The sequence below is a fragment of the Chryseobacterium sp. 22543 genome (genome assembly GCF_052044565.1).
In the GTDB taxonomy this organism is placed as follows: domain Bacteria; phylum Bacteroidota; class Bacteroidia; order Flavobacteriales; family Weeksellaceae; genus Chryseobacterium.
Map to the genome: position 1 here is coordinate 701,621 of NZ_JBQENH010000001.1, position 20,061 is coordinate 721,681.

Below are 20,061 nucleotides of genomic sequence, written 5' to 3' on the forward strand. Positions count from 1 at the left end.
ATTTTATCATTATTTGAAAAGTCTGTTCATAAGAAACGTATTATATTCATCCTTTACAGGAGAATCGAAGAGATCAAATACATGCAGTGCACCGGGAATTACCCACAATTCAGTTTTCACTCCTGCTTTATATAAAAGCTGAGCATATTCTACATCCTCATCTCTTAAAGGATCCAACTCACAGGCAACAATGGTGGTTTGCGGTAACCTTGAAAAAGCATTATAACAGGTAAGATCCGAATATTGAATGCTTTTATCCTCATTTCCTTCACCCAGAAAATGCAGCCACGCTATCTTTGCGTAGCTTTTATTCCATAGTGGAATATCAGTAAACTCTTCCATTGAAGGAGTATTCAGCCTGTTGTGAATCACAGGATATAGTAAGAACTGATGTTCTATATTTTTAATATTATGGTGTGCTGCCATTTGAGTTACAGCCGCTGCAAGATGTCCACCTGCACTTGCTCCAAAAACGGTAATACGGTCAGAATTAATTCCCAACTTTGACTCACCGTGTTCAATAGTCCATCGTAGAGCATCAAAACCATCTAAAACAGGAATAGGAAACCGATATTGGGGAGAAAGCCTGTAATCAACAGAAATAATGATTGCTTTGAGTGTATCTGCTATTCCAAACATCTGGTCATCCACCTGTTCCGGTAACCCGAAAACATATCCTCCTCCATGAAAGTAAAGCAGAATCCTGTCCCGGTTGAAACCTTCAGGTTGATAAATGTGAAGTCTGATCTCATATCCATCTTCTGAACTTGGTATAAAAATATCTTTTACAGCAATATGATCAGGCTTTTTAAAAGGATTCGCTTTCGTAAATTCTATTCTTTCCTGTTGAATAATTTCCGGGGCATTCAAAAATAAATTTTCATCAATTTCTAATGAATAAGGAACATTTTCAATACTATTTTTTAAATCAATGTTAATTCTATTAAAATCCATTTTTTTCTAAATATTTTATTCTACATCGGCGATAAAACCATTTTCCGACAGGATATTTCCTGTTTTTATTTGTAAATTTAACCTATCAACATCGTCCTTTCCAAGTTGACAAATGATTGTCTGGAACGAACAAAAATGTAAGTATGAGTATTAAAGAATCATCCACCAATAATGAAAATAAGAAAACGCTGGAGTACAGCTGTTCTGAAATATATGCTGTAAATCTGATCAGTGGCCGCTGGATTCTTTCCATCTGTTACCATCTTAAACATGGGAAACTTAGATTTTTTGAACTGAAAGATAAAATCCACAATATTTCTGAAAGAATGCTTACCCTGCAGCTGAAAAAAATGGAACAGGAGGGGCTCATCGCCAAGAAAGTATATGCAGAAGTACCTATAAAAGTAGAATATGAGCTTACAGAAATTGGCAGAAAGCTGATTCCGGTTTTGAATCAGCTGGAAGTATGGGGTAACGAACATAAACAGATGAAGAAAAAATAATCTAAATTCTCACTCATTTAAAAAAAGCCCAAAGGATAACTCTTTTTTTTTACATAAACTGAAAGATCAGAAAAATAGGTATAAATCTTAAAATTAGTTAATATCAACGTTCAATCAGCAGATTCAGTATTTTATATTTTTGAAATTAATTATCTTCGCCTACAAATCTTATTTGAAAATGAAGAAGATCATCTCCGGGATATCTATATTTTGTGCCATTGCTATCTCAGCTCAGGAAGCCATCCAGTTTCAGGAGCTCCCTTTCAAGGACATTATTGCTAAAGCCAAGAAGGAAAAGAAATTGGTTTTTATTGATGCATATGCTTCCTGGTGTGGTCCATGTAAAATGATGGAGAGAAATGTTTTCACCCAAAAATCTGTCAGTGATTATTACAATACCAACTTCATCAATGCAAGATTTGATATGGAAAAAGGAGAAGGCAGAGACATCGCTTCTAAATTCGGAGTACGTTCCTATCCTACTTATCTTTTCCTGAACGGTGAAGGAGAACTTGTTTCCAGAAATACCGGTTATATGGAAGAGAGCATGTTTGTGGCTATGGCTCAGGATATCAATTCACCAGGAAACAAAAAAGGATCCCTGAAAGATCGTTTTGCCAGTGGTGATAAAGATCCGGAATTCCTGATCAATATTATGAAGCTGAACGCCAATACAGATTATGATTTTGCTAAAAAGGCTTCCGAAAGATATTTTCAGAATAAAAAGAAAACCGAGGAACTTACAAAAGATGAAATCGGCTTTCTTCTCTATTTCGTAAAGTCGTCAGAAGATATCAATTATACTGTTTTCGCATCCAGAAAAGCAGAGATCATTAAATTTCTTCCTGAAGAAACCTACAACGAATTTGATGCTCAGCTGAAATTAGGAAAAATAGTAGAACAGTCTATTGATGATAAAAATAAAAAGATCAACGATGACTATTTTTTAAAAACAGCTGAACCATTGGTAGGAAAAGAAGCTGCTCTTAAAAAACTGAATCAGACTAAACTCAGCTATTATGAGCAGAACAGTAATTTTCCTGAATACGAAAAAGCCGCTTTAGAATATTATAAAAATTCTGATTCATTTGACCCTAATGAGCTTTTAAGAGCTGCCTGGGTATTTGTAGATCATGTGAAAACCCCATCTTCATTAAAAAAAGCGACAGAATGGGCAGAAAAATCTGTCATGAGAAGCGAAACCTCAGAAAACACTTACATTCTTGCTAAACTCTATTACCTTACCGGAAATAAAGAAATGGCAAAAAACTATGCTGAAATGGCAAAAAATATAGCAGTTCAGGGCAATAAAGATTCTCAACTTGCAGATGAATTATTAAAGCAAATAAAATAAACATTACATACCGGATGAAATATAAATTATTAGCAGCAGGCATTTTAGCTTTCCTGTCAGCAAGCACAGTAAGTGCTCAGGAACAGGAACAAGGAGGACAGGAGAAAAGTTTATACATAAAGGGAAATGCTTTATTTGCTCCGATAGGAATTTTAAACCTGGGAATAGAAAAACAGATCAGTCCAAGATATACCCTTCAGGGCGATGTTTTCATTTCACCATGGAAATCTTTTGCAGGTCACAAATTACAGTTTTATTCCGTATCCGCTGAAGGAAGATACTATTTCGACGAAGCTTTCAAACATTGGTATGTAGGGGCAAACGTTTCCGTTGCCGCTTACAATGCATCAAAATGGAGCTATTGGAATGACAATACCACCGAAAACTGGAATAAGGAAATTCTTGTTAATTCCAATCTTTATCAGAAAGGATATTCTATAATGCTGGGTGTTACGGCAGGATATCAATTCCAGCTATCTGAACGATGGAATCTTGATATTTATGGAACAATAGGAACCTCTCAGGGATTTTATAAAGGCTATGATAAATCCACTGGGAGACGTTATGATCGTGCAGAAAAATTCAATAAAAGTGGCGAGATCATCCCATACAGAGGAGGCGTAATGATTTCCTATAAATTAAAATAAGACAATGAAGCTATTCGGAAAAAATCATATTATCATTTTAGTGATCACTTTTGTGATTCTTTTTTTAATGAACTATATCGGAAACGATCTGCCTGATAAACTGCAGAGAGCTTTATTAACTGCTTTTGCGGGAGTTGTTGGATTAACAATCGGGCTCTTTATATTAAATAAGGGCAGAAATGATAAAAATCCGCCCCAAAATTTTGATTAAATTAATCTTTATATACCACATACCGGGTTCTGATCTTTTCGAAACTTTCCAGATCTTTTTTCCAGGAATCTTTAATTTCCTGAATTGATTTTCCGGCTATAATCTGTTTTCTGAAATCATCAGTTCCTGACAAGGTATCAAACCAAAGATTTTTAAGGAAGAAATCCTGCTGAGGATTCTTATAATTCTGATAAGCTTTGATCACCCATTCAAGGTTAAGCGCTCTTAAGTCTTTAGGATATTCTGAAAGATTTTCACCATAACACAATTTCCCGTTCAGAAACGGATCTTTAGCACCATAACTTGGCTTCGGCGTAAACTGGTAAGGAAGATTTTCCGTCCATGGGGAACCATAAATCTGAAAAGGAAGATCTGTTCCTCTTCCTACAGAAACCTGAGTTCCTTCAAAAAAGCACAGACTTGGATATAAATTGATTGCTTTATCATTGGGTAAATTCGGGGAAGGTTTATCAAGTATTGAATAGCGCTGCTTTTTATGATAATTCTTCATCTGAATAAGCGTATATTTAACCTGGATGCCATTTTTCAGCCATTTTTCTCCGTTCACCATCTTTCCATACTCTCCTATGGTAAGCCCATAAACTACAGGAACTTCATGCATCCCTACAAAGCTGGCCCATTTTTTTCTCAATACAGGTCCATCAGTATATCCGTCATGCGGATTGGGACGATCCAATACCATGATCTCGATATTATTTTCAGCACCTGCTTCCATCAGATAAGACAGAGTGGAAATATAGGTATAGAATCTCACCCCAACATCCTGGATATCAAAAACAACAATATCAATTCCTGCCAGTTGCTCCGACTTTGGTTTTTTATTATTGCCATACAGGGAAACAATTGGGATTCCTGTTTTTATGTCTACACCATTTTTCACTTTTGCACCCGCATCTGCATCTCCTCTGAAACCATGTTCAGGAGCAAAAATCGACTTGATCTTTATTCCGTTTTTTACCAGAAAATCTACCAAATGAGTTCTGTCACTCATCAAACCCGTCTGATTGGTTACTACCCCTATTGTCTTATCTTTTAAGAGTGGCAAATACATTTCAGGCTGGTCTGCCCCGGTTTTAAAATCCGATTGAACATGAGTCTGAGAATAATATTGATTGAATACTCCTAAAAAAATTAGGCAAATCAGAAGTAAATTTTTAATTTTGAAATCTAAATTCATAAGCTTGAAATTTCCTTTATATTTCTCTAGAAAAATAGCATTTTCCAAAGATAACAAAAATAACCTTTCAAGGGTTATCATCTTCATTGGCAGGCTTTCCGTAGCATTGGGGATTATTGTTTCCTTAATTACTGTAGCCACCGGTTTTGGTTCAAAAAAAGCTATCAAAGAGAGGCTGGCAGATTTCAGCGGACATATTACTGTAAGATCAACACGTTCAAATTCCTCTTATAATACTTCCGTACTTGATAATCAGGGACTCAATATCGCAAAAATAAAAGAACTTCCCGATGTGGAAAGTATTCAGAAATATGTGATGGTTACCGGAATTATGCGTAATGAGCACAATTTTGCGGGAATTATATTTAAGGGAATCGGAAAAGATTTTGACAGTTTAAGGTTTAAAAAATTCCTTATTGCCGGCACCACCCCGAAAGTTACCGAGAAAGGCTTCAACAATGATGTTGCTATTTCGCAAAAAGTAGCCAATGATCTTCATCTTAAGGTGAATGACAGTATTGTTACCGTATTTTTAAAGGCTGATCAAAAACCACTTTATCGTAAATTCAAGATTATAGGGATTTACAGAACTGATATTAAGTTGATTGATGAACAGTTTGTTATCGGTGGAATCAACCATGCCAGAAAAATTCAGGATATGAAGTCTGATGAAATTGGCGGAATAGATATCTTTCTGAAAAATGTAAACGATATCGACAAGGATTTTCCTGAAATTGAAAAACAGATCGGCTATAAAAATTATGCTGAAAAAGCTACTGAAAAATTTCCGCAGATTACGGACTGGATCAGTATTTTTGATACCAATATAGCATTGATCATTATCATCATGCTGATTGTAGTGGTTATTAATATCATCATGGTTCTTCTGATTCTTATTATTGAAAGAACAAATTCCATCGGTCTCCTTAAAACATTGGGTGCAAGCAATTCACAGATAAGAGCCACCTTCATCAATTATACCCTGATTATTATGATTCCGGGACTTTTGTATGGAAATGCTATCGGATTGGGACTTATTTTAATTCAGAAATTCTTTGGAATAATAAAACTTAACCCGGAAAACTATTATGTAAGTACAGTTCCGGTAGACCTTAATCCTATCGCAATTATTTCTATCTCATTGGGAATTCTTCTTATTTCAGGATTGGCTTTAATTATTCCCAGCTACCTGATCAGTAAGATCTCTCCTGTGAAAGTTATTAAGTACAACTAAATTGATAATTGACAGGTATTCGTTTTTTTTCAAGGGATTTTTAATTTTACCCACAACTTATCCACATGTTATCCACAGCGCAGATAATTTTAAAAGCCTTATCTTTGCGCCGCATATAAAACATTTATGAAATACGCAAAAAATATCCTTGAAACTATAGGTAACACGCCGCTGGTAAAGCTTAACAAAGTATTAGGCGAAGATTTCCCAGCATTAGTATTAGCAAAAGTAGAGACCTTCAATCCTGGAAACTCAGTAAAGGACAGAATGGCTCTTAAAATGATAGAAGATGCCGAAAAAGACGGCAGATTAAAACCTGGAGGTACTATTATTGAAGGTACTTCCGGAAATACAGGAATGGGATTAGCATTGGCAGCGATCATCAAAGGCTACAAATGTATTTTTGTAACCAATTCTAAGCAGTCAAAAGAAAAATGTGATATCCTTCGTGCTGTAGGGGCTGAAGTAATCGTTTGTCCTACAGACGTAAAACCTACCGACCCACGTTCTTATTATTCAGTATCTAAAAGACTGGCAAAAGAAACGGAAAACGGATGGTATGTCAACCAATACGACAACTTATCCAACAGAGCGGCTCATTATGAATCTACAGCTCCGGAAATCTGGGAACAGACTGAAGGAAACCTGACGCACTTTGTCGTAGGAGCCGGAACAGGAGGTACAATCACGGGATGCGGAACGTTCTTTAAAGAAAAAAATCCGAACATCAAAGTAATTGGTGTTGATACATATGGTTCTATTCTGAAGGAATTCCACGAAACCGGAGAGCTGCACTACGACCATGCTTACACCTATATCACAGAAGGTATCGGGGAAGATATCATTCCTGAGAATTATGACATGTCTGTAATTGACCATTTTGAAAAGGTAACTGATAAAGACGGTGCTATCTATGCCAGAAAACTGGCTAAGGAAGAGGGAATTTTCTGTGGATATTCTGCAGGAAGCGCTATTGCTTCTTTGATCCAAATGAAAGATCAGTTTACTAAAGATGATGTGATAGTCGTTTTACTTCATGACCATGGTTCAAGATATGTAGGAAAAATTTACAATGACGAGTGGATGAAAGAAATGGGTTGGCTGGAAGAAAATAAAGAAGGTTAATAAACCACTTTACAGATCATAAAAAAACGGAGCAAAATTTTGTTCCGTTTTTTATTTTTATTGTTTGATATTTTCTTTTAATCTACTTTTAAGAATGCTGTATTCTTTCTCACTCATTGCTTTTCTGGGAAACATATAGCTGTATTTTCCTTCAAGGGAAATAAATTCATTATTGCTGTCAAAATATTCAAAATCTTTCCACTCACTGGTTTCTTTTTCTCCATCAATATTCACAGTGAAAAAATTCTGATCAAACCTGATTTCGTACACTTTACACTTTTCCAGAACATTTAAATAATGATTCACCTGTTTTTTCCATCTTGAAACTTTATTGACACTTACAGACAAAAAAATAGCACAAAGCAAAAATATAAAACTCAAAAAGTATAAAATACCTACACTTTCTTTGCTCAGATTATCTTTCAAAAGAAAAACAATAAAAACAATGATTGCTGCTGCAATGGTGACAATGGTTTTACTCTTCGTTGTAGGTGAAAAAAGCAGACTTCCCTGATTACCGCTAAAATAAATATCTTCAAAAATCTTTCTGTCCGGTTTTAATGTAATCACCTTTTCTTCATTCATAATTATAAAGTTTGCTTTAAAAAGCTACAAAACTAAACTAAATATCTTCATATTGATCACTTATTGCAGAAAGTTTATTCATCAGCTCCCTGTTTCTGCGGTTCAGTGCATCCAGCTTTTTCAGCATATTGTGGATCACTTCAAGACCGGGAAGATTGACTTCAAGATCATAATACCAGTTAGCAAATTTTTCTAGTTCTGGCAGATCATCATACATCAGATAATGGATATTGTCTTCAATATGTATATTCAACAGCCCATAGTCTACAAGCTCATCAAAAAAAGTGATTTCTATATTATAGATTCTTACGAGTTCTTCCCGTGATATTCTTTCACTCATAGCTTAGGAATTTTTTAGTTGTTCAAAAAGTTCTTTCTGCTTCTCGGTAAGGTTCGTTGGCAGTTTCACTTCATAGGTTACAAAAAGATCTCCATGTTCTCCTTCTTTTTTATAGACAGGAAAACCTTTTCCTTTCAGTCTTACAGTGATTCCCGTTTGGGTTTCCGGTTTTACTTTAAGCTTTACACTTCCTTCCAGGATATTAACGTTCACTTCTCCTCCTAAAACAGCAGTGTACAAATCGATCACGACTTTGGTTTTCAGATCATCCCCGATTCTTTCAAAATTCGGATCGGCCGGGATATTGAAAGTGATATACAAATCCCCGTGAGGGCCGCCATTGACACCTGGATTTCCATGTCCTTTCAGTTTGATTTGCTGCCCGTCATATACTCCTGCCGGAATAGTGATTCTGACTTTCTTCCCATTGATATCAAAGGTTTGCGGATGGGTTTTTGCAGCATCTCTCAGATTCAGATTCAATTCTGCTTTGATATCCTGCCCTTTGAATTTTCCGGAAGCTCTTCCTCGTGAGCTTTTACCAAACCCACTACCTGCTCCACCGAACATATTCTGGAAGAAATCTGAAAAATCTTCCCCTTCACCAAAATCAGCACCGGAGAATCCTCCGCCATAATTTTGTTGTTGATATTGTCTTTGCTGCTGCTGTTGGGCCTTTTCGTATTCTTCGCCGTGTTTCCAGTGTTCTCCGTACTTGTCGTATTTAGATCTGTTTTCCGGATTGCTGAGCACTTCGTTGGCTTCATTCAATTCTTTGAACTGTCTTTCTGCTTCCTTATCATCAGGATTCAGATCGGGATGAAGTTTCCTGGCCAGTTTTCGATAGGCCTTTTTAATATCATCCTGTGTTGCGCTTTTATCTACGCCTAAAATTTTATAGTAATCTATATAAGCCATAGAAATGAGGTTTACCCAAATTTATGAAATTTAGGTCTGAAAATTGTATAACAAAATGTTAAAAATAAACCTATCTTTGATAAAAAGCACCACATGAAAGAGGTACTGAAAAACTACTCCGGAATCATATTTTTACTTTTGGGAATCACTATTGGAAGCATCATTGGAATTGTTGCTCCCGGTTTTGTGGACTATATAAAACCTTTGGGAGATATTTTTCTTAATCTTCTTTTTGTAAGTGTAGTTCCTTTGGTATTTTTTGCCGTATCCAATTCTATTGCTTCTTTGGAACAGCAATCCAAATTTGGAAAAATCATCCTTGTGATGTCCCTTACCTTTTTATTCTTTATTCTCACAGCAGCTGTTTTTACCATCTGTGCAGTATATCTTTTCCCGGTTTCGGGAGTCTCAGGGAGTTCTGAGATCATTTCTGAAGCGGCGAGTGATGATACGTGGGGCAACAGGATTGTAAGCTTCTTTACGGTAGGTGAATTCACTGAGCTTTTCTCGAGAAGGAATATGCTGGCTCTTCTGGTATTTGCATTTCTGACAGGGTTTGCGGCCAGAAAAACAGGTGAAAAAGGGCAGCCTTTCAGGGTTTTTATTGCTTCAGGATATGAAGTGATGAAAGAACTTCTTTTACTGGTCATGAAACTGGCTCCCATTGGTTTGGGTGCTTACTTTGCCTATCAGGTAGCAACTTTAGGACCTCAGCTTTTTGGATTTTATGCTAAACCTTTAGGATTGTATTATGTTGCAGGAATCATTTACTTTCTGGTCTTCTTTTCTATCTATGCTTTTATGGCGAACGGGCAAAAAGGAGTTAAAAGTTTCTGGACCAACGCTATCTACCCAACTCTTACTGCAATAAGTACCTGCAGCAGCTTTGCAACCATGCCTGCTAATTTACAGGCAGCATCAAAAATAGGAATTCCCAACTCTATTGCCAATCTGGTCATTCCTATTGGGACTACTCTGCATAAAAACGGATCTTCCATGTCTTCAATCATCAAGATCTATGTAGCATTTTTAATCATTGGAAAAGATTTCTTTGATCCTGCCAACCTGCTTTTGGCATTGGGAATTACTGTATTTGTGAGCATTGTGGCTGGTGGTATTCCTAATGGTGGGTATATTGGTGAAATGCTGATGATTTCTGTTTATAAATTACCTCAGGAAGCAATCCCTGCTGTAATGATTATCGGAACTTTGGTAGATCCTTTAGCCACCGTATTGAATGCTGTAGGAGATATAGTTGCCGCCATGTTTGTCAACCGGTTTGTAAAGGTCTGATGGTCATTTAACTATTTTCTTTAAAAGATGAACTCATTTTTCAAAAGCATTGGCTTATATAACACCATTACTATTGATCTCAATATCAACAGTGCAGAGCTTATACAAAGACTATGGAAGGTAACTTACAAAACCAATACTACTTTCATATCCCTGGAAAAAGATTCTTCAATTCCTACCCGGTTTGAATATCGGGGAATGATTGCTGCAAACACTTTCACCATCAAAAGAAGAGCGAGGCTATTTGATATGAACAGAAATAATCCTGTCTTTCATGGAACTATTTCTGATAAAAATGGGCAATCTTCTGTCTCTGTAGAATTTTTCCCATCAGGATTTCAGATTTTTAATTGGGTGATGATTCTGTGTTTTTGCTTCGTGGCAGCTTTTGTCAATATACAAGGTGATCAAAAAGATCTTATGTTCGCAGGAGTAGCTTTGGTAATTGCTGTTGCTCAATATTTTATTTTAAAAAGAGGAATTTCAAGAGGCAAATACGAATTTGAAAGAGAGCTTATTTATATTGCACAAAAGCCTTAAGCCTATCTTAAATCCAATATTCTATTCACTGCGTTTTACAGATTCAAGGTTTTCATATTCTTCGGGAGTGAAAAGTCTGTAGTGAACTTTAAAGGTTTTTCCCAAAGGAGTTTCCAGAGAGAAACCGCCAGGTCCGAAACCGTCTGTAACATCTAATGTAAAATGTGAATATTTCCAGTATTCAAAAAGATCACGGTCTATCCAGAACTCATATCCATTGATGGTTCCGATCATTGCATCATTCATTCTGGGAAAAAATCCTCCTTTTTCAAAGCATTGTGGCTGTGTGCCTTCACAACATCCTCCTGCCTGATAAAACATAAGGGGGCCATATTGGTCTTCAAGTTTCCGGATCACTTCAAGAGCCTGCTCTGTTGCGGAGAGTCTGGATATTTTTGCTTCCATTGTTTTTATTTTAGCTTATTGCAAACTTTATCGTTATAAAAGATCCCGGCAAGTAATTCTAACCGGGATCAGCAACACATCATCAATTAATTTGAACCGGCAATATCCAAAACGATTCTGCCGTCAATCTGTCCTTTTTTCATTTTATCGAATACCTCATTGATATCTTCTAATTTCGCGGAAGTAACTGTGGCTTTTACCAATCCTTCATTGGCAAAATCCAACGCTTCCTGCATGTCTTTTCGGGTTCCTACGATAGAACCTCTCACCGTGATCCTTTTTAAAACCGTTTCAAAAATCGGAAGTTCAAAAGAGCCGGGAGGAAGTCCATTCAGAGCAATAGTACCTTTTCTTCTTAAAACGTCTATTCCCTGTTTGAAAGCAATAGGTGAAACAGCCGTAATCAATGCACCATGCATCCCACCGACTTCTTTATGTAAATATTTTCCGGGATCGGTATCTTTTGCATTGACAACAAGGTCTGCTCCTAATTTTTTTGCTAATTCAAGCTTATCATCTGCTACATCAATAGCAGCGACATGCATTCCCATTGCTTTGGCATACTGAACTGCTACGTGTCCCAACCCACCGATGCCTGAAATGGCTACCCATTCTCCAGGTTTCGTTTCCGTTTCCTTCAATCCTTTATAAACAGTTACTCCGGCACATAAAATAGGAGCAATTTCCAAAAAGTTGACATCAGACTTCAAATGACCTACGTATCTTGAGTCTGCGATAACGTATTCTGCAAAACCGCCGTCTACACTGTAACCTCCATTTTTCTGTGCTTCACAAAGGGTTTCCCATCCTGTGATACAGTAATCACAACATCCACATGCACTGTACAGCCAGGGAACTCCTACTGCATCTCCTTCTTTTACGAAAGCTTCAGGTCCGCAGGCTACCACAATACCTACTCCTTCATGTCCTGGAATAAGAGGCATCTTGGGTTTTGCCGGCCAATCGCCATCTACAGCATGTAGGTCTGTATGACAAACCCCGCAGGCGATTACTTTAACAAGGACTTCATATCTTCCGGGTTCTCTTACGGGTACCTCTTCTATTTTTAGAGGCTGGCCGTAGCCCTGAACTACTGCCGCTTTCATTGTTTTTGGAATCATATTTTATTTTTTGGATAGAGTTATCTGGGATTATTAGTTTTTATCTCCACATCTGAAAAGGTAATTTCTCTGCGTGAGGGATAGTAAGGGCGGCGAGGAACGAGCCGGTGCGAAATGCAATGAAGCACCGAAACGAAGTGCAGCCCTGCATAGCCCGACCGTTGCCCTGGATAAAGCCAAGGCAATCGGGCACGTCCTAAATAATATTAAAAGAAACCTAACTTATTCTTGTTATAAGAAATCAGCATGTTTTTGGTTTGGCGGTAATGATCAAGCATCATTTTATGATTTTCTCTTCCGATTCCGGATTGTTTGTAACCTCCGAAAGGCGCTCCTGCAGGGTAAGAGTGATATTGGTTTACCCATACTCTTCCCGCTTCTATCTGACGGGGAATATTGTACAGTTGGTGTGCATCTCTTGTCCACACTCCTGCGCCAAGCCCATAGATGGTATCATTGGCAATCTTCACTGCGTCTTCTTCATCCTTGAAAGTGGTAAATGCCAGCACCGGACCGAAAATTTCTTCCTGGAAGATTCTCATTCGGTTGTTTCCTTTGAAAATCGTCGGCTGAATGTAGTATCCGTCTTCCAGATCTTCTCCAAGATGGTTGACTTCTCCTCCTACCAGAACTTCAGCTCCTTCTTCTATTCCCAACTGGATATAGGAAAGGATTTTATCTTTCTGAATCTTTGAAGCCTGCGCTCCCATCATCACGGTTTTGTCCAGTGGATTTCCTACTTTGATCGCTTTTACTCTTTCGACTACCTTCTCAATAAAGGCATCTGCGATATCTTCCTGAACGAGTAATCTTGAGGGACATGTACAAATTTCTCCTTGATTGAGGGCAAAAAGAACGGCTCCTTCTATCGCTTTATCTAAAAACTCATCATCGGCATCCATTACAGAATTGAAGAAAACATTCGGGGATTTCCCACCCAATTCCAATGTCACAGGAATGATATTTTCTGTTGCATACTGCATCACCAGACGTCCTGTAGCGGTAGATCCTGTAAATGCGGCTTTTGCTACTTTCGGATTGGTAACCAAAGCTCTTCCAAGTTCTGCTCCAAATCCGTTAACAATATTGATAACGCCAGCTGGTAACAGATCTCCAATAAGCTCCATCAAAACCATGATGGAAACAGGAGTACTTTCTGCGGGTTTCAAAACCACACAGTTTCCTGCTGCCAATGCCGGAGCCAGTTTCCAGACAGCCATGAGTATCGGGAAATTCCATGGGATGATTTGTGCGATTACTCCAAGAGGTTCATGAACGATCAGCGATACGGTATCTTTATCCAGTTCGTTATGAGACCCTTCATCTGCCCGGATTACGGAGGCAAAATACCTGAAATGGTCAATTGCCAAAGGTAAATCTGCAGCCAGCGTTTCTCTCACTGCTTTTCCGTTATCTATCGTTTCTACGGTAGCAAGATATTCCAGATTCTGCTCTATTCTGTCGGCAATTTTATTCAGGATGATACTTCTTTCCGTAGAGGAAGTATTTTTCCAGGTTCGGAATGCTTTTTCTGCGGCATCTACAGCCAGTTCCAAATCTTCTTTGGAAGAATGGGCAACCTGAGTAAAGTTCTTCCCATCTACGGGCGAGACAACGTCAAAATACTTCCCTTTAACGGGTGGCGTGAATTTCCCGTCGATATAGTTATCATATCTGCTTTTGAACTCCGGACGCTGTAAAAGCGTAGTTGATCTTGGTTCTGTAATAGTGCTCATATTAGTATTGTTTTTATTTTTCGATAAAGCCAAATTACACTGAGATGTCCAAAAGAGTATAGCACAATCCTATAAAAAAAGTGTAAAATAGTGCAAAGTGTTCAATTTTAGTATTTTATTAACAGCAACGTACTCTCAAATTTTCTATATTTGAGTTACCTCCTTTTCAAAAAAAATTAGAAATGAATAACAATAGTAAGATTTTATTAAATACTCCTGAATTACGTAAGGAAAGCCAACTATTGAGTCTTGTTGAACACCAGACGAAATTCAATCTAAACAACTGTGAATTCAGTATTTATGAGACTCACAAGGCTGCTTTTGATGTAAAACTTCATTTTGAAAACATTGCATTTACAGCCATGCTGAGAGGTAAGAAACATATGAAGCTGGATAATAAGACCAATTATTTTGATTATTATCCGGGAGAAAGTATTCTGGTAGCGCCGGGGGAAACGATGGTTATTGATTTTCCTGAAGCGGATGAAACCCCTACCCAATGTATTTCTTTAAGTCTTAACCCTGATTTTATAGAAGATTCTCTTAATTATCTCAATTATCATCTTCCAAAAGTGGATGAAACTTCGCAATGGAATATTCAGCTGGATGAATATTTTCTGTTTAATAATAAAGCGCTGGCTTCAGCGACCAATAATATTATGAGAATTGCCATGGATGATAATTCTCAAAAGGATATTATGGCTGATTTTGCATTGAAAGAGCTTCTGATAAGACTGATGCAGACCCAGGCAAGAAGCATGGTAGAAAAAAATATTGTTAAAAATAAATCCAGAATAGGTTTTGTAGTAGATTACATTAAAAGAAACCTGCATCAGAAATTGTCTATTGATAGTATCGCAAAGCTGGCTTATGTAAGCAAGTCGAATTTCTTTAAAATGTTCAAAGACGAGCTGGGAACTTCACCGAATGATTTTATTCTGCAGGAAAGGATCACCCGTGCGAAAGAATTATTAGCCAGTCAGATCAGCATTAAGGAAACGGCTTTTCAAACCGGGTTTTCAGATACAAACTATTTCACCAGAGTATTTAAACAATTGGAAGGGGTAACTCCAAAAAGTTATCAGGACAGAATGGTTCTGAGATAATCTATCTATAAATTTATATAAAAAAAGAGCCCCATTTCTGGGACTCTTCTTAAAAAATATATTAAAATTAAATCTTAATACTTGTCATTCTGCTTAATATTCGGATTTGCCTGAATAGCAGTAATAGGAATTGGCCATTGCCATTTGAAATTTCCAGCTGGAAGATTCTGTGCTACGGGAGGTGTACCTGTACCGTCAAAAAGATCTCCTTTACCTGATCTCTGAACAGCAAGCCCCAATCTCTTCAAGGTATACCATCTGTCATTTTCAAATGCAAGCTCAAGTCTTCTCTCTTTCAGGATAGCATCTAAAAGTGCCTGTCCTGTTTCTGTACCAGGAGTAAATGAAGAATGTCTTTCTGCTCTTAATTTGTTTAATAAAACAAGAGCTTGTGCACCATTGCCTGATCTGTAATAAGCTTCTGCAACGTTTAACAGTACTTCAGCTCCTCTTAAATATCTTACTGGAACTATATTAGATGGCAAACCAGTAATACCTGCATATTTTGTAACGTGGTTATATTTTTGTCCGCTATACGTACCCGTAGTGAAGTAAGCCCCTTTTCTAACGTCATCTGATGTATAGGCTGTATATAAATCGTAATCTACAACAAATTCTGATCTTAATGCTGGAACAGATTGATTGTAAGCAACTCCTACAGTATTTTGCTCAGCTGCAGAATTCGATACCTGAAATAAAACTCCATCATTAATGTCTCCTTCTTTTTCTTTCCAGATCTTGTAGAAATTAGATTTTTGAGTAATACTTGGTGAAATTCCCAATGCCAATTCACCATATTTGATAGTATTCGCATAGTCACCTTTATAAAGGTTTACTCTTGATAATAATCCATATATAGCAGCTTTGCTTAATCTCCCTTTATCAACATCGTTCTGAGTGATATTATCAACAGCAAATAATAGATCCGCTATAATTTTATCATATACCTGATCAACCGTCAGGTTTCGGGATGATGTATTATTTAAAGGAGCATATGTTTCTGAATAATAAATCCCGATAGAGTTTTTAGCTTCTGCAGATTGAGTTGGGATTTGTGAATATGCTCTTACGATATCAAAATGAGCAATTGCTCTAAGCGCTCTTGCCTCAGCTTCAATGTTTGCTTTCTCTGTTCCAGATAATACACCGTTATTGATATATTTCAAAACAAAGTTAGCTCTGCTAACTACAAGATAAGCTGCACTAAACAAACCTGTTGTTTGTGAGTTATCTGATGAGAATTCGAAGTTTGATGCAGCAAAATTGGTATTTCTTCCTGTTGTTGTACGAACCAGGTTATCAGTGGTAAGATCACCCATGATAAGTTGGTTTCCTGTATCACTTGTATAATACCCACCTCCTTTAAGAGCTGTATAGGCACCATCCATAGCCTGTCTGAAGGTCTCAGGTCTAGTCATTGCCTGCTCCTGATCTTCATTGATTGATGAGATTTGATCTAAATTTCTGTCGCAAGACGTTAACGAAACAAACATGGTTAACGCAGCTAAACTTATTTTTATTATATTCTTTTTCATAAAGCTATTCAATATTAAAATTCTAATTGCAATCCTACCAGGATTGTTCTTACAGCAGGGTAAGTATAAAGATTGTATGATCCAGGAACAAATAGAGATGTTGAATCAGCAGATCCTACAGAAACTTCAGGTTCTCCGTGGAATTTAGTTACTGTAAATAAATTCTGTCCCTGTACATATGCTCTAAGCTTATTGATAGGTGATCCTTCTCCAAGAAATGCTTTATCAAATGTATATCCTAATGTAAGTGATCTTAATCTTAAATAATCTGATTTTTCAATCCATTGATCGGAATCACGCATCCCATTTGAATCAACTTTCTGGAATACTCCTGTGTCTCCTGGATTTTGCCAAACCTGAGCTGCAGACTGAGCCATATTTCTACCTGCAACAGCCAAAGTTGGGTCAACAGCAGCAGCATACATGTTGTTATAAGTATATCCACCTAACTTGAATGCGAAATCAGCACTGAAATCAAGCCCTTTGTATTGAACTGTAGTTCCAAATCCACCAAAGCTCTTTGGGAAAGGAGATTTATCTGTTAAAGGAACAGCATTTGAAGCACTGTAAACATCAGTAACATTTCCTGCTTTATCATAATATAATGCTTTTCCGTTACTTGGATCTACTCCAGCAAATCTAACATTATAGAATACATAAGGAGTTTCTCCTACTTTTAGATAAGTATCCCCTAAGTTTCTTTCAGTCTGGCTATCTGCTAATCTATCAAGAATTGACTTCTGGAAAGATATATTAGCATGTAAATTCCACTGGAAATCTTTCTGTTTGATTACATCTACACTAAGTTCAACCTCAAGACCTTTCTGAGACATATCTCCTGCATTGATATACTGATAGTATCCTCCTTCTTGTTTATCCAAAGGCACAAGCTGTACGAAATCTTTTCTCTTATTCTTATATACTTCTACGGATCCACGAACTCTTCTGTTCCACATAGTGAAATCTACCCCTAGGTTGGTAATTGCATTAGATTCCCATTTCAGATTACTGTTACCAATAATATAATTACCTAGTGAAGCTGTTCCAGGGTAAGAAGTACCATTAGGACCATATAATCCATAGCTGATATTATTAACATTATAATAATCCGGTAAAGTACCATCATTACCTGTTGTACCGTAAGATCCTCTAAGTTTTAAATCATTAATAAAACCACCTTTCATAAAGTCTTCCTTCGCGATATTCCAAGCTGCACTTGCAGACCAGAAGACACCACTTTGGTTATTGGCACCAAACCTTGATGAAGCATCTCTTCTCAATGATCCTGTTACCAAATATCTACCTTCATAGTCATAGTTTAGTAAACCTGCTAAACTGAACAAAGTATTTCTTACTTTAACCCCAGTAAATGTATTTCTGTCAGATGGTGTCGTAATAGATGGAACATTTATTACCGGAGATTTCAAACCGTAAGCCCCACCGTTCATTGTTTCGTTATAGTTATCGTTATATTCAATAAATCCTAAGAAATCGAAGTTGTGGCTTCCGAATGACTTTTTATAATTAATGGAGTTATTCCAAGTATAATTAAATGTGTAGAATGAATTTTTATTCAATGAACCGGTTGGAACTTTGTTAACTGTAATATCAAGGTTTGAACCTTTTTTCAACCACTGAGTTCCCATGTACCAATCATAAAGACCATTGAAATTAGTTTTAAATTTCAGTCCATCAATAATTTTATATTCAGCGAATAGAGTTACCGGAATTCTCAGTCTCTGATCATCTAGTCTATAAGTATTGATCTGCTCAACAACGTTAGATCCAGCTCTCATTGTCTGATTATAACTTCCGTCAGCATTATAAATCGGCTCATATGGAGCATATTTATACATTGCTCCAAATGGGTTCTGAGTATTGTTTCGGTCTCTAAAATTCTGTGTGACCTGGTACTGGAATCCAAGATTGATTCCAACGTTCAGTTTTTCACTCAACTTATTGGTAAATCCGAAGTTACCTGTGTATCTCTTAAGGCCATCTATATCTCTGATAATCCCATTGTCAGAGTCATAACCTAATGAGTAATAGAAAGTACTTTCTCTGGATCCACCTTGAGCACTGAATAAGTAAGACTGGATACTTGAAGGCTTCAACAGATCTTTCTGCCAATTGTGATCATAGGCAGCAAGCCTATCCATTTCCTGTTGAGATCTTGGCTTAAATCCAAGGTATCCCAACTGATTCTGGAAGTTCATTAACTCCCTAGAGTTCATCATGGTATAGTTGTTGTCCTTCAATCTCTCACTGAAACCGAATTTGGTCTCAAATGAGTAATGAGTTTTACCGGCTTTTCCGGCTTTAGTAGTAACTACCACGACTCCGTTCGCTCCTCTAGCACCATATTGTGCAGTAGCAGCAGCATCTTTAAGAATTGAAATAGATTCTACATCTGCAGGGTTGATTGCACTAAACTGTCTTGCAGTCATATACATTCCATTTACTACATAAGTAGGTTCTGAAGAACCACCAACACCGGCAACACCTCTTACCTGAATTGTAGCAGCAGCACCTGGCTGCCCAGTAGTACTTTGTACAAATACCCCTGAAGCTCTACCTTGTAAAGAGTTACCAATAGATGTTGTAGGAGAGTTTCTTCTGATTTCATCACCACCAACAACAGCCTGAGCCTGGGTAATTTCATCTGCTTTTTTCTTCTGGTATCCAGTAACGATTACTTCATCGATCTTATTCTCCTTCAGAACAGAATCATTCTTAGATTTTTGTGCAAAAGCAGCTTGTCCTAAAAAAAACAAAGCTCCAGCACTTAATACATGTAACTTCACATTCATATTAACAGATTTTAATATATTCAAGGGACAAATATGTCGATAAATATCTATAACATCAATTTGCTAAACGCTGAAAACAGGCTTCCAGAAAGGAGAGATTCACATTCATACTCAAAAAATGATGGAGAATCATTTTAATTGTATTTAAAAAATTAACAAAAAATAAGTCAATTTAAACATTAACGGAATTTTAATAAATTTTAAAATTAAAATCAATTTAAACTCATTTAAAACAAATAGTTAAAAAAATAAACATAAAACATTATTATCAACGAAAATAATAAAAGAAATAAATTCTTAATTGTATTGAAAATGGAGAAAAAAACACCTTATTTTCTTAAATTTTACATAAAAAAGGCACTTTAAAAGGCAGACAACCCCTATTTCAAGACAGGGTTATTCAGATTAAAATAAAAAACCGTTAATATACCATATAGAGAATTCGA

Annotated in this window: 19 protein-coding genes; 9 read left to right on the forward strand and 10 right to left on the reverse strand. The window is 36.8% G+C overall.

All coding sequences use genetic code 11. The features are described 5' to 3' along the window. Positions 1–9 precede the first annotated feature (9 nt). On the reverse strand, positions 10–954 hold the full coding sequence (locus ACTJIP_RS03020; RefSeq protein ID WP_440704102.1) for an alpha/beta hydrolase: 945 nt from the start codon (positions 952–954) through the stop codon (positions 10–12). A gap of 143 nt (positions 955–1,097) precedes the next feature. On the opposite strand from ACTJIP_RS03020, the gene ACTJIP_RS03025 reads away from it, so the two are divergent. The 4 genes from ACTJIP_RS03025 (at position 1,098) to ACTJIP_RS03040 (ending at position 3,669) form a co-directional block, all read left to right on the forward strand. Beyond that, positions 1,098–1,457, forward strand: a complete 360-nt coding sequence (locus ACTJIP_RS03025) for a winged helix-turn-helix transcriptional regulator (protein ID WP_077418271.1) — start codon at positions 1,098–1,100, stop codon at positions 1,455–1,457. A 178-nt stretch (positions 1,458–1,635) separates the two neighbouring features. Next, on the forward strand, positions 1,636–2,811 hold the full coding sequence (locus tag ACTJIP_RS03030) for a thioredoxin family protein (protein ID WP_077418268.1): 1,176 nt from the start codon (positions 1,636–1,638) through the stop codon (positions 2,809–2,811). Positions 2,812–2,825: 14 nt separating this feature from the next. Next, positions 2,826–3,458, forward strand: a complete 633-nt coding sequence (locus ACTJIP_RS03035; RefSeq protein WP_440704103.1) for a DUF3575 domain-containing protein — start codon at positions 2,826–2,828, stop codon at positions 3,456–3,458. Between the two features lie 4 nt (positions 3,459–3,462). Further along, positions 3,463–3,669 carry a hypothetical protein gene (locus tag ACTJIP_RS03040; protein ID WP_077418263.1) on the forward strand — a complete coding sequence of 69 codons (207 nt, stop codon included), beginning with the start codon at positions 3,463–3,465 and terminating at the stop codon, positions 3,667–3,669. Between the two features lies 1 nt (position 3,670). On the opposite strand, the gene ACTJIP_RS03045 is transcribed toward ACTJIP_RS03040, so the two are convergent. Further along, positions 3,671–4,867: an exo-beta-N-acetylmuramidase NamZ family protein gene (locus ACTJIP_RS03045; protein WP_440704104.1), complete on the reverse strand. Its 1,197-nt coding sequence runs from the start codon at positions 4,865–4,867 to the stop codon at positions 3,671–3,673. Between the two features lie 4 nt (positions 4,868–4,871). On the opposite strand from ACTJIP_RS03045, the gene ACTJIP_RS03050 reads away from it, so the two are divergent. Together ACTJIP_RS03050 and ACTJIP_RS03055 are read left to right on the forward strand one after the other, a co-directional pair. Further along, complete coding sequence (locus ACTJIP_RS03050) at positions 4,872–6,101, forward strand: ABC transporter permease (protein WP_077418260.1); 1,230 nt, start codon at positions 4,872–4,874, stop codon at positions 6,099–6,101. Positions 6,102–6,227: 126 nt separating this feature from the next. After that, positions 6,228–7,226, forward strand: a complete 999-nt coding sequence (locus ACTJIP_RS03055; protein WP_047387369.1) for a PLP-dependent cysteine synthase family protein — start codon at positions 6,228–6,230, stop codon at positions 7,224–7,226. Between the two features lie 57 nt (positions 7,227–7,283). Here ACTJIP_RS03055 and ACTJIP_RS03060 read toward each other — a convergent pair whose 3' ends face one another. The 3 genes from ACTJIP_RS03060 to ACTJIP_RS03070 are packed head-to-tail and all read right to left on the reverse strand — an operon-like array spanning position 7,284 to position 9,069. Then, positions 7,284–7,811, reverse strand: coding sequence for a hypothetical protein (locus ACTJIP_RS03060; RefSeq protein WP_180564351.1), 528 nt, complete (start codon positions 7,809–7,811; stop codon positions 7,284–7,286). Between the two features lie 37 nt (positions 7,812–7,848). Then, positions 7,849–8,151, reverse strand: a complete 303-nt coding sequence (locus tag ACTJIP_RS03065; protein WP_180564352.1) for a chaperone modulator CbpM — start codon at positions 8,149–8,151, stop codon at positions 7,849–7,851. A gap of 3 nt (positions 8,152–8,154) precedes the next feature. Next, positions 8,155–9,069: a DnaJ C-terminal domain-containing protein gene (locus ACTJIP_RS03070; RefSeq protein ID WP_440704105.1), complete on the reverse strand. Its 915-nt coding sequence runs from the start codon at positions 9,067–9,069 to the stop codon at positions 8,155–8,157. 93 nt (positions 9,070–9,162) lie between these two features. Here ACTJIP_RS03070 and ACTJIP_RS03075 point away from each other — a divergent pair, with 93 nt between their 5' ends. Beyond that, entirely contained in the window at positions 9,163–10,362 is a 1,200-nt protein-coding gene (locus tag ACTJIP_RS03075; protein WP_077418249.1) for a dicarboxylate/amino acid:cation symporter, read from the forward strand. Positions 10,363–10,389: 27 nt separating this feature from the next. After that, entirely contained in the window at positions 10,390–10,902 is a 513-nt protein-coding gene (locus ACTJIP_RS03080) for a hypothetical protein (RefSeq protein ID WP_219073106.1), read from the forward strand. A gap of 21 nt (positions 10,903–10,923) precedes the next feature. On the opposite strand, the gene ACTJIP_RS03085 is transcribed toward ACTJIP_RS03080, so the two are convergent. From ACTJIP_RS03085 to ACTJIP_RS03095, 3 genes are all read right to left on the reverse strand, one after another. Beyond that, the gene (locus ACTJIP_RS03085; protein ID WP_047387354.1) at positions 10,924–11,307 is read right to left on the reverse strand and encodes a DUF779 domain-containing protein; all 384 of its coding nucleotides are present in this window, start codon (positions 11,305–11,307) and stop codon (positions 10,924–10,926) included. Between the two features lie 86 nt (positions 11,308–11,393). Beyond that, entirely contained in the window at positions 11,394–12,428 is a 1,035-nt protein-coding gene (gene adhP / locus ACTJIP_RS03090) for an alcohol dehydrogenase AdhP (protein ID WP_180564353.1), read from the reverse strand. Positions 12,429–12,634: 206 nt separating this feature from the next. Then, positions 12,635–14,164 carry an aldehyde dehydrogenase family protein gene (locus ACTJIP_RS03095; protein ID WP_180564354.1) on the reverse strand — a complete coding sequence of 510 codons (1,530 nt, stop codon included), beginning with the start codon at positions 14,162–14,164 and terminating at the stop codon, positions 12,635–12,637. 182 nt (positions 14,165–14,346) lie between these two features. On the opposite strand from ACTJIP_RS03095, the gene ACTJIP_RS03100 reads away from it, so the two are divergent. After that, a complete protein-coding gene (locus ACTJIP_RS03100) occupies positions 14,347–15,270 on the forward strand; it encodes an AraC family transcriptional regulator (protein WP_428167999.1) in 924 nt (307 codons plus the stop codon). A gap of 74 nt (positions 15,271–15,344) precedes the next feature. Here the strand turns inward: ACTJIP_RS03100 and ACTJIP_RS03105 are convergent, their stop codons facing one another. Then, positions 15,345–16,805, reverse strand: coding sequence for a RagB/SusD family nutrient uptake outer membrane protein (locus ACTJIP_RS03105; RefSeq protein ID WP_077418233.1), 1,461 nt, complete (start codon positions 16,803–16,805; stop codon positions 15,345–15,347). 14 nt (positions 16,806–16,819) lie between these two features. Continuing rightward, positions 16,820–19,615 (reverse strand): SusC/RagA family TonB-linked outer membrane protein, encoded by a 2,796-nt coding sequence (locus ACTJIP_RS03110; RefSeq protein ID WP_077418230.1) that lies wholly within the window; start codon positions 19,613–19,615, stop codon positions 16,820–16,822. Positions 19,616–20,061 lie beyond the last annotated feature (446 nt).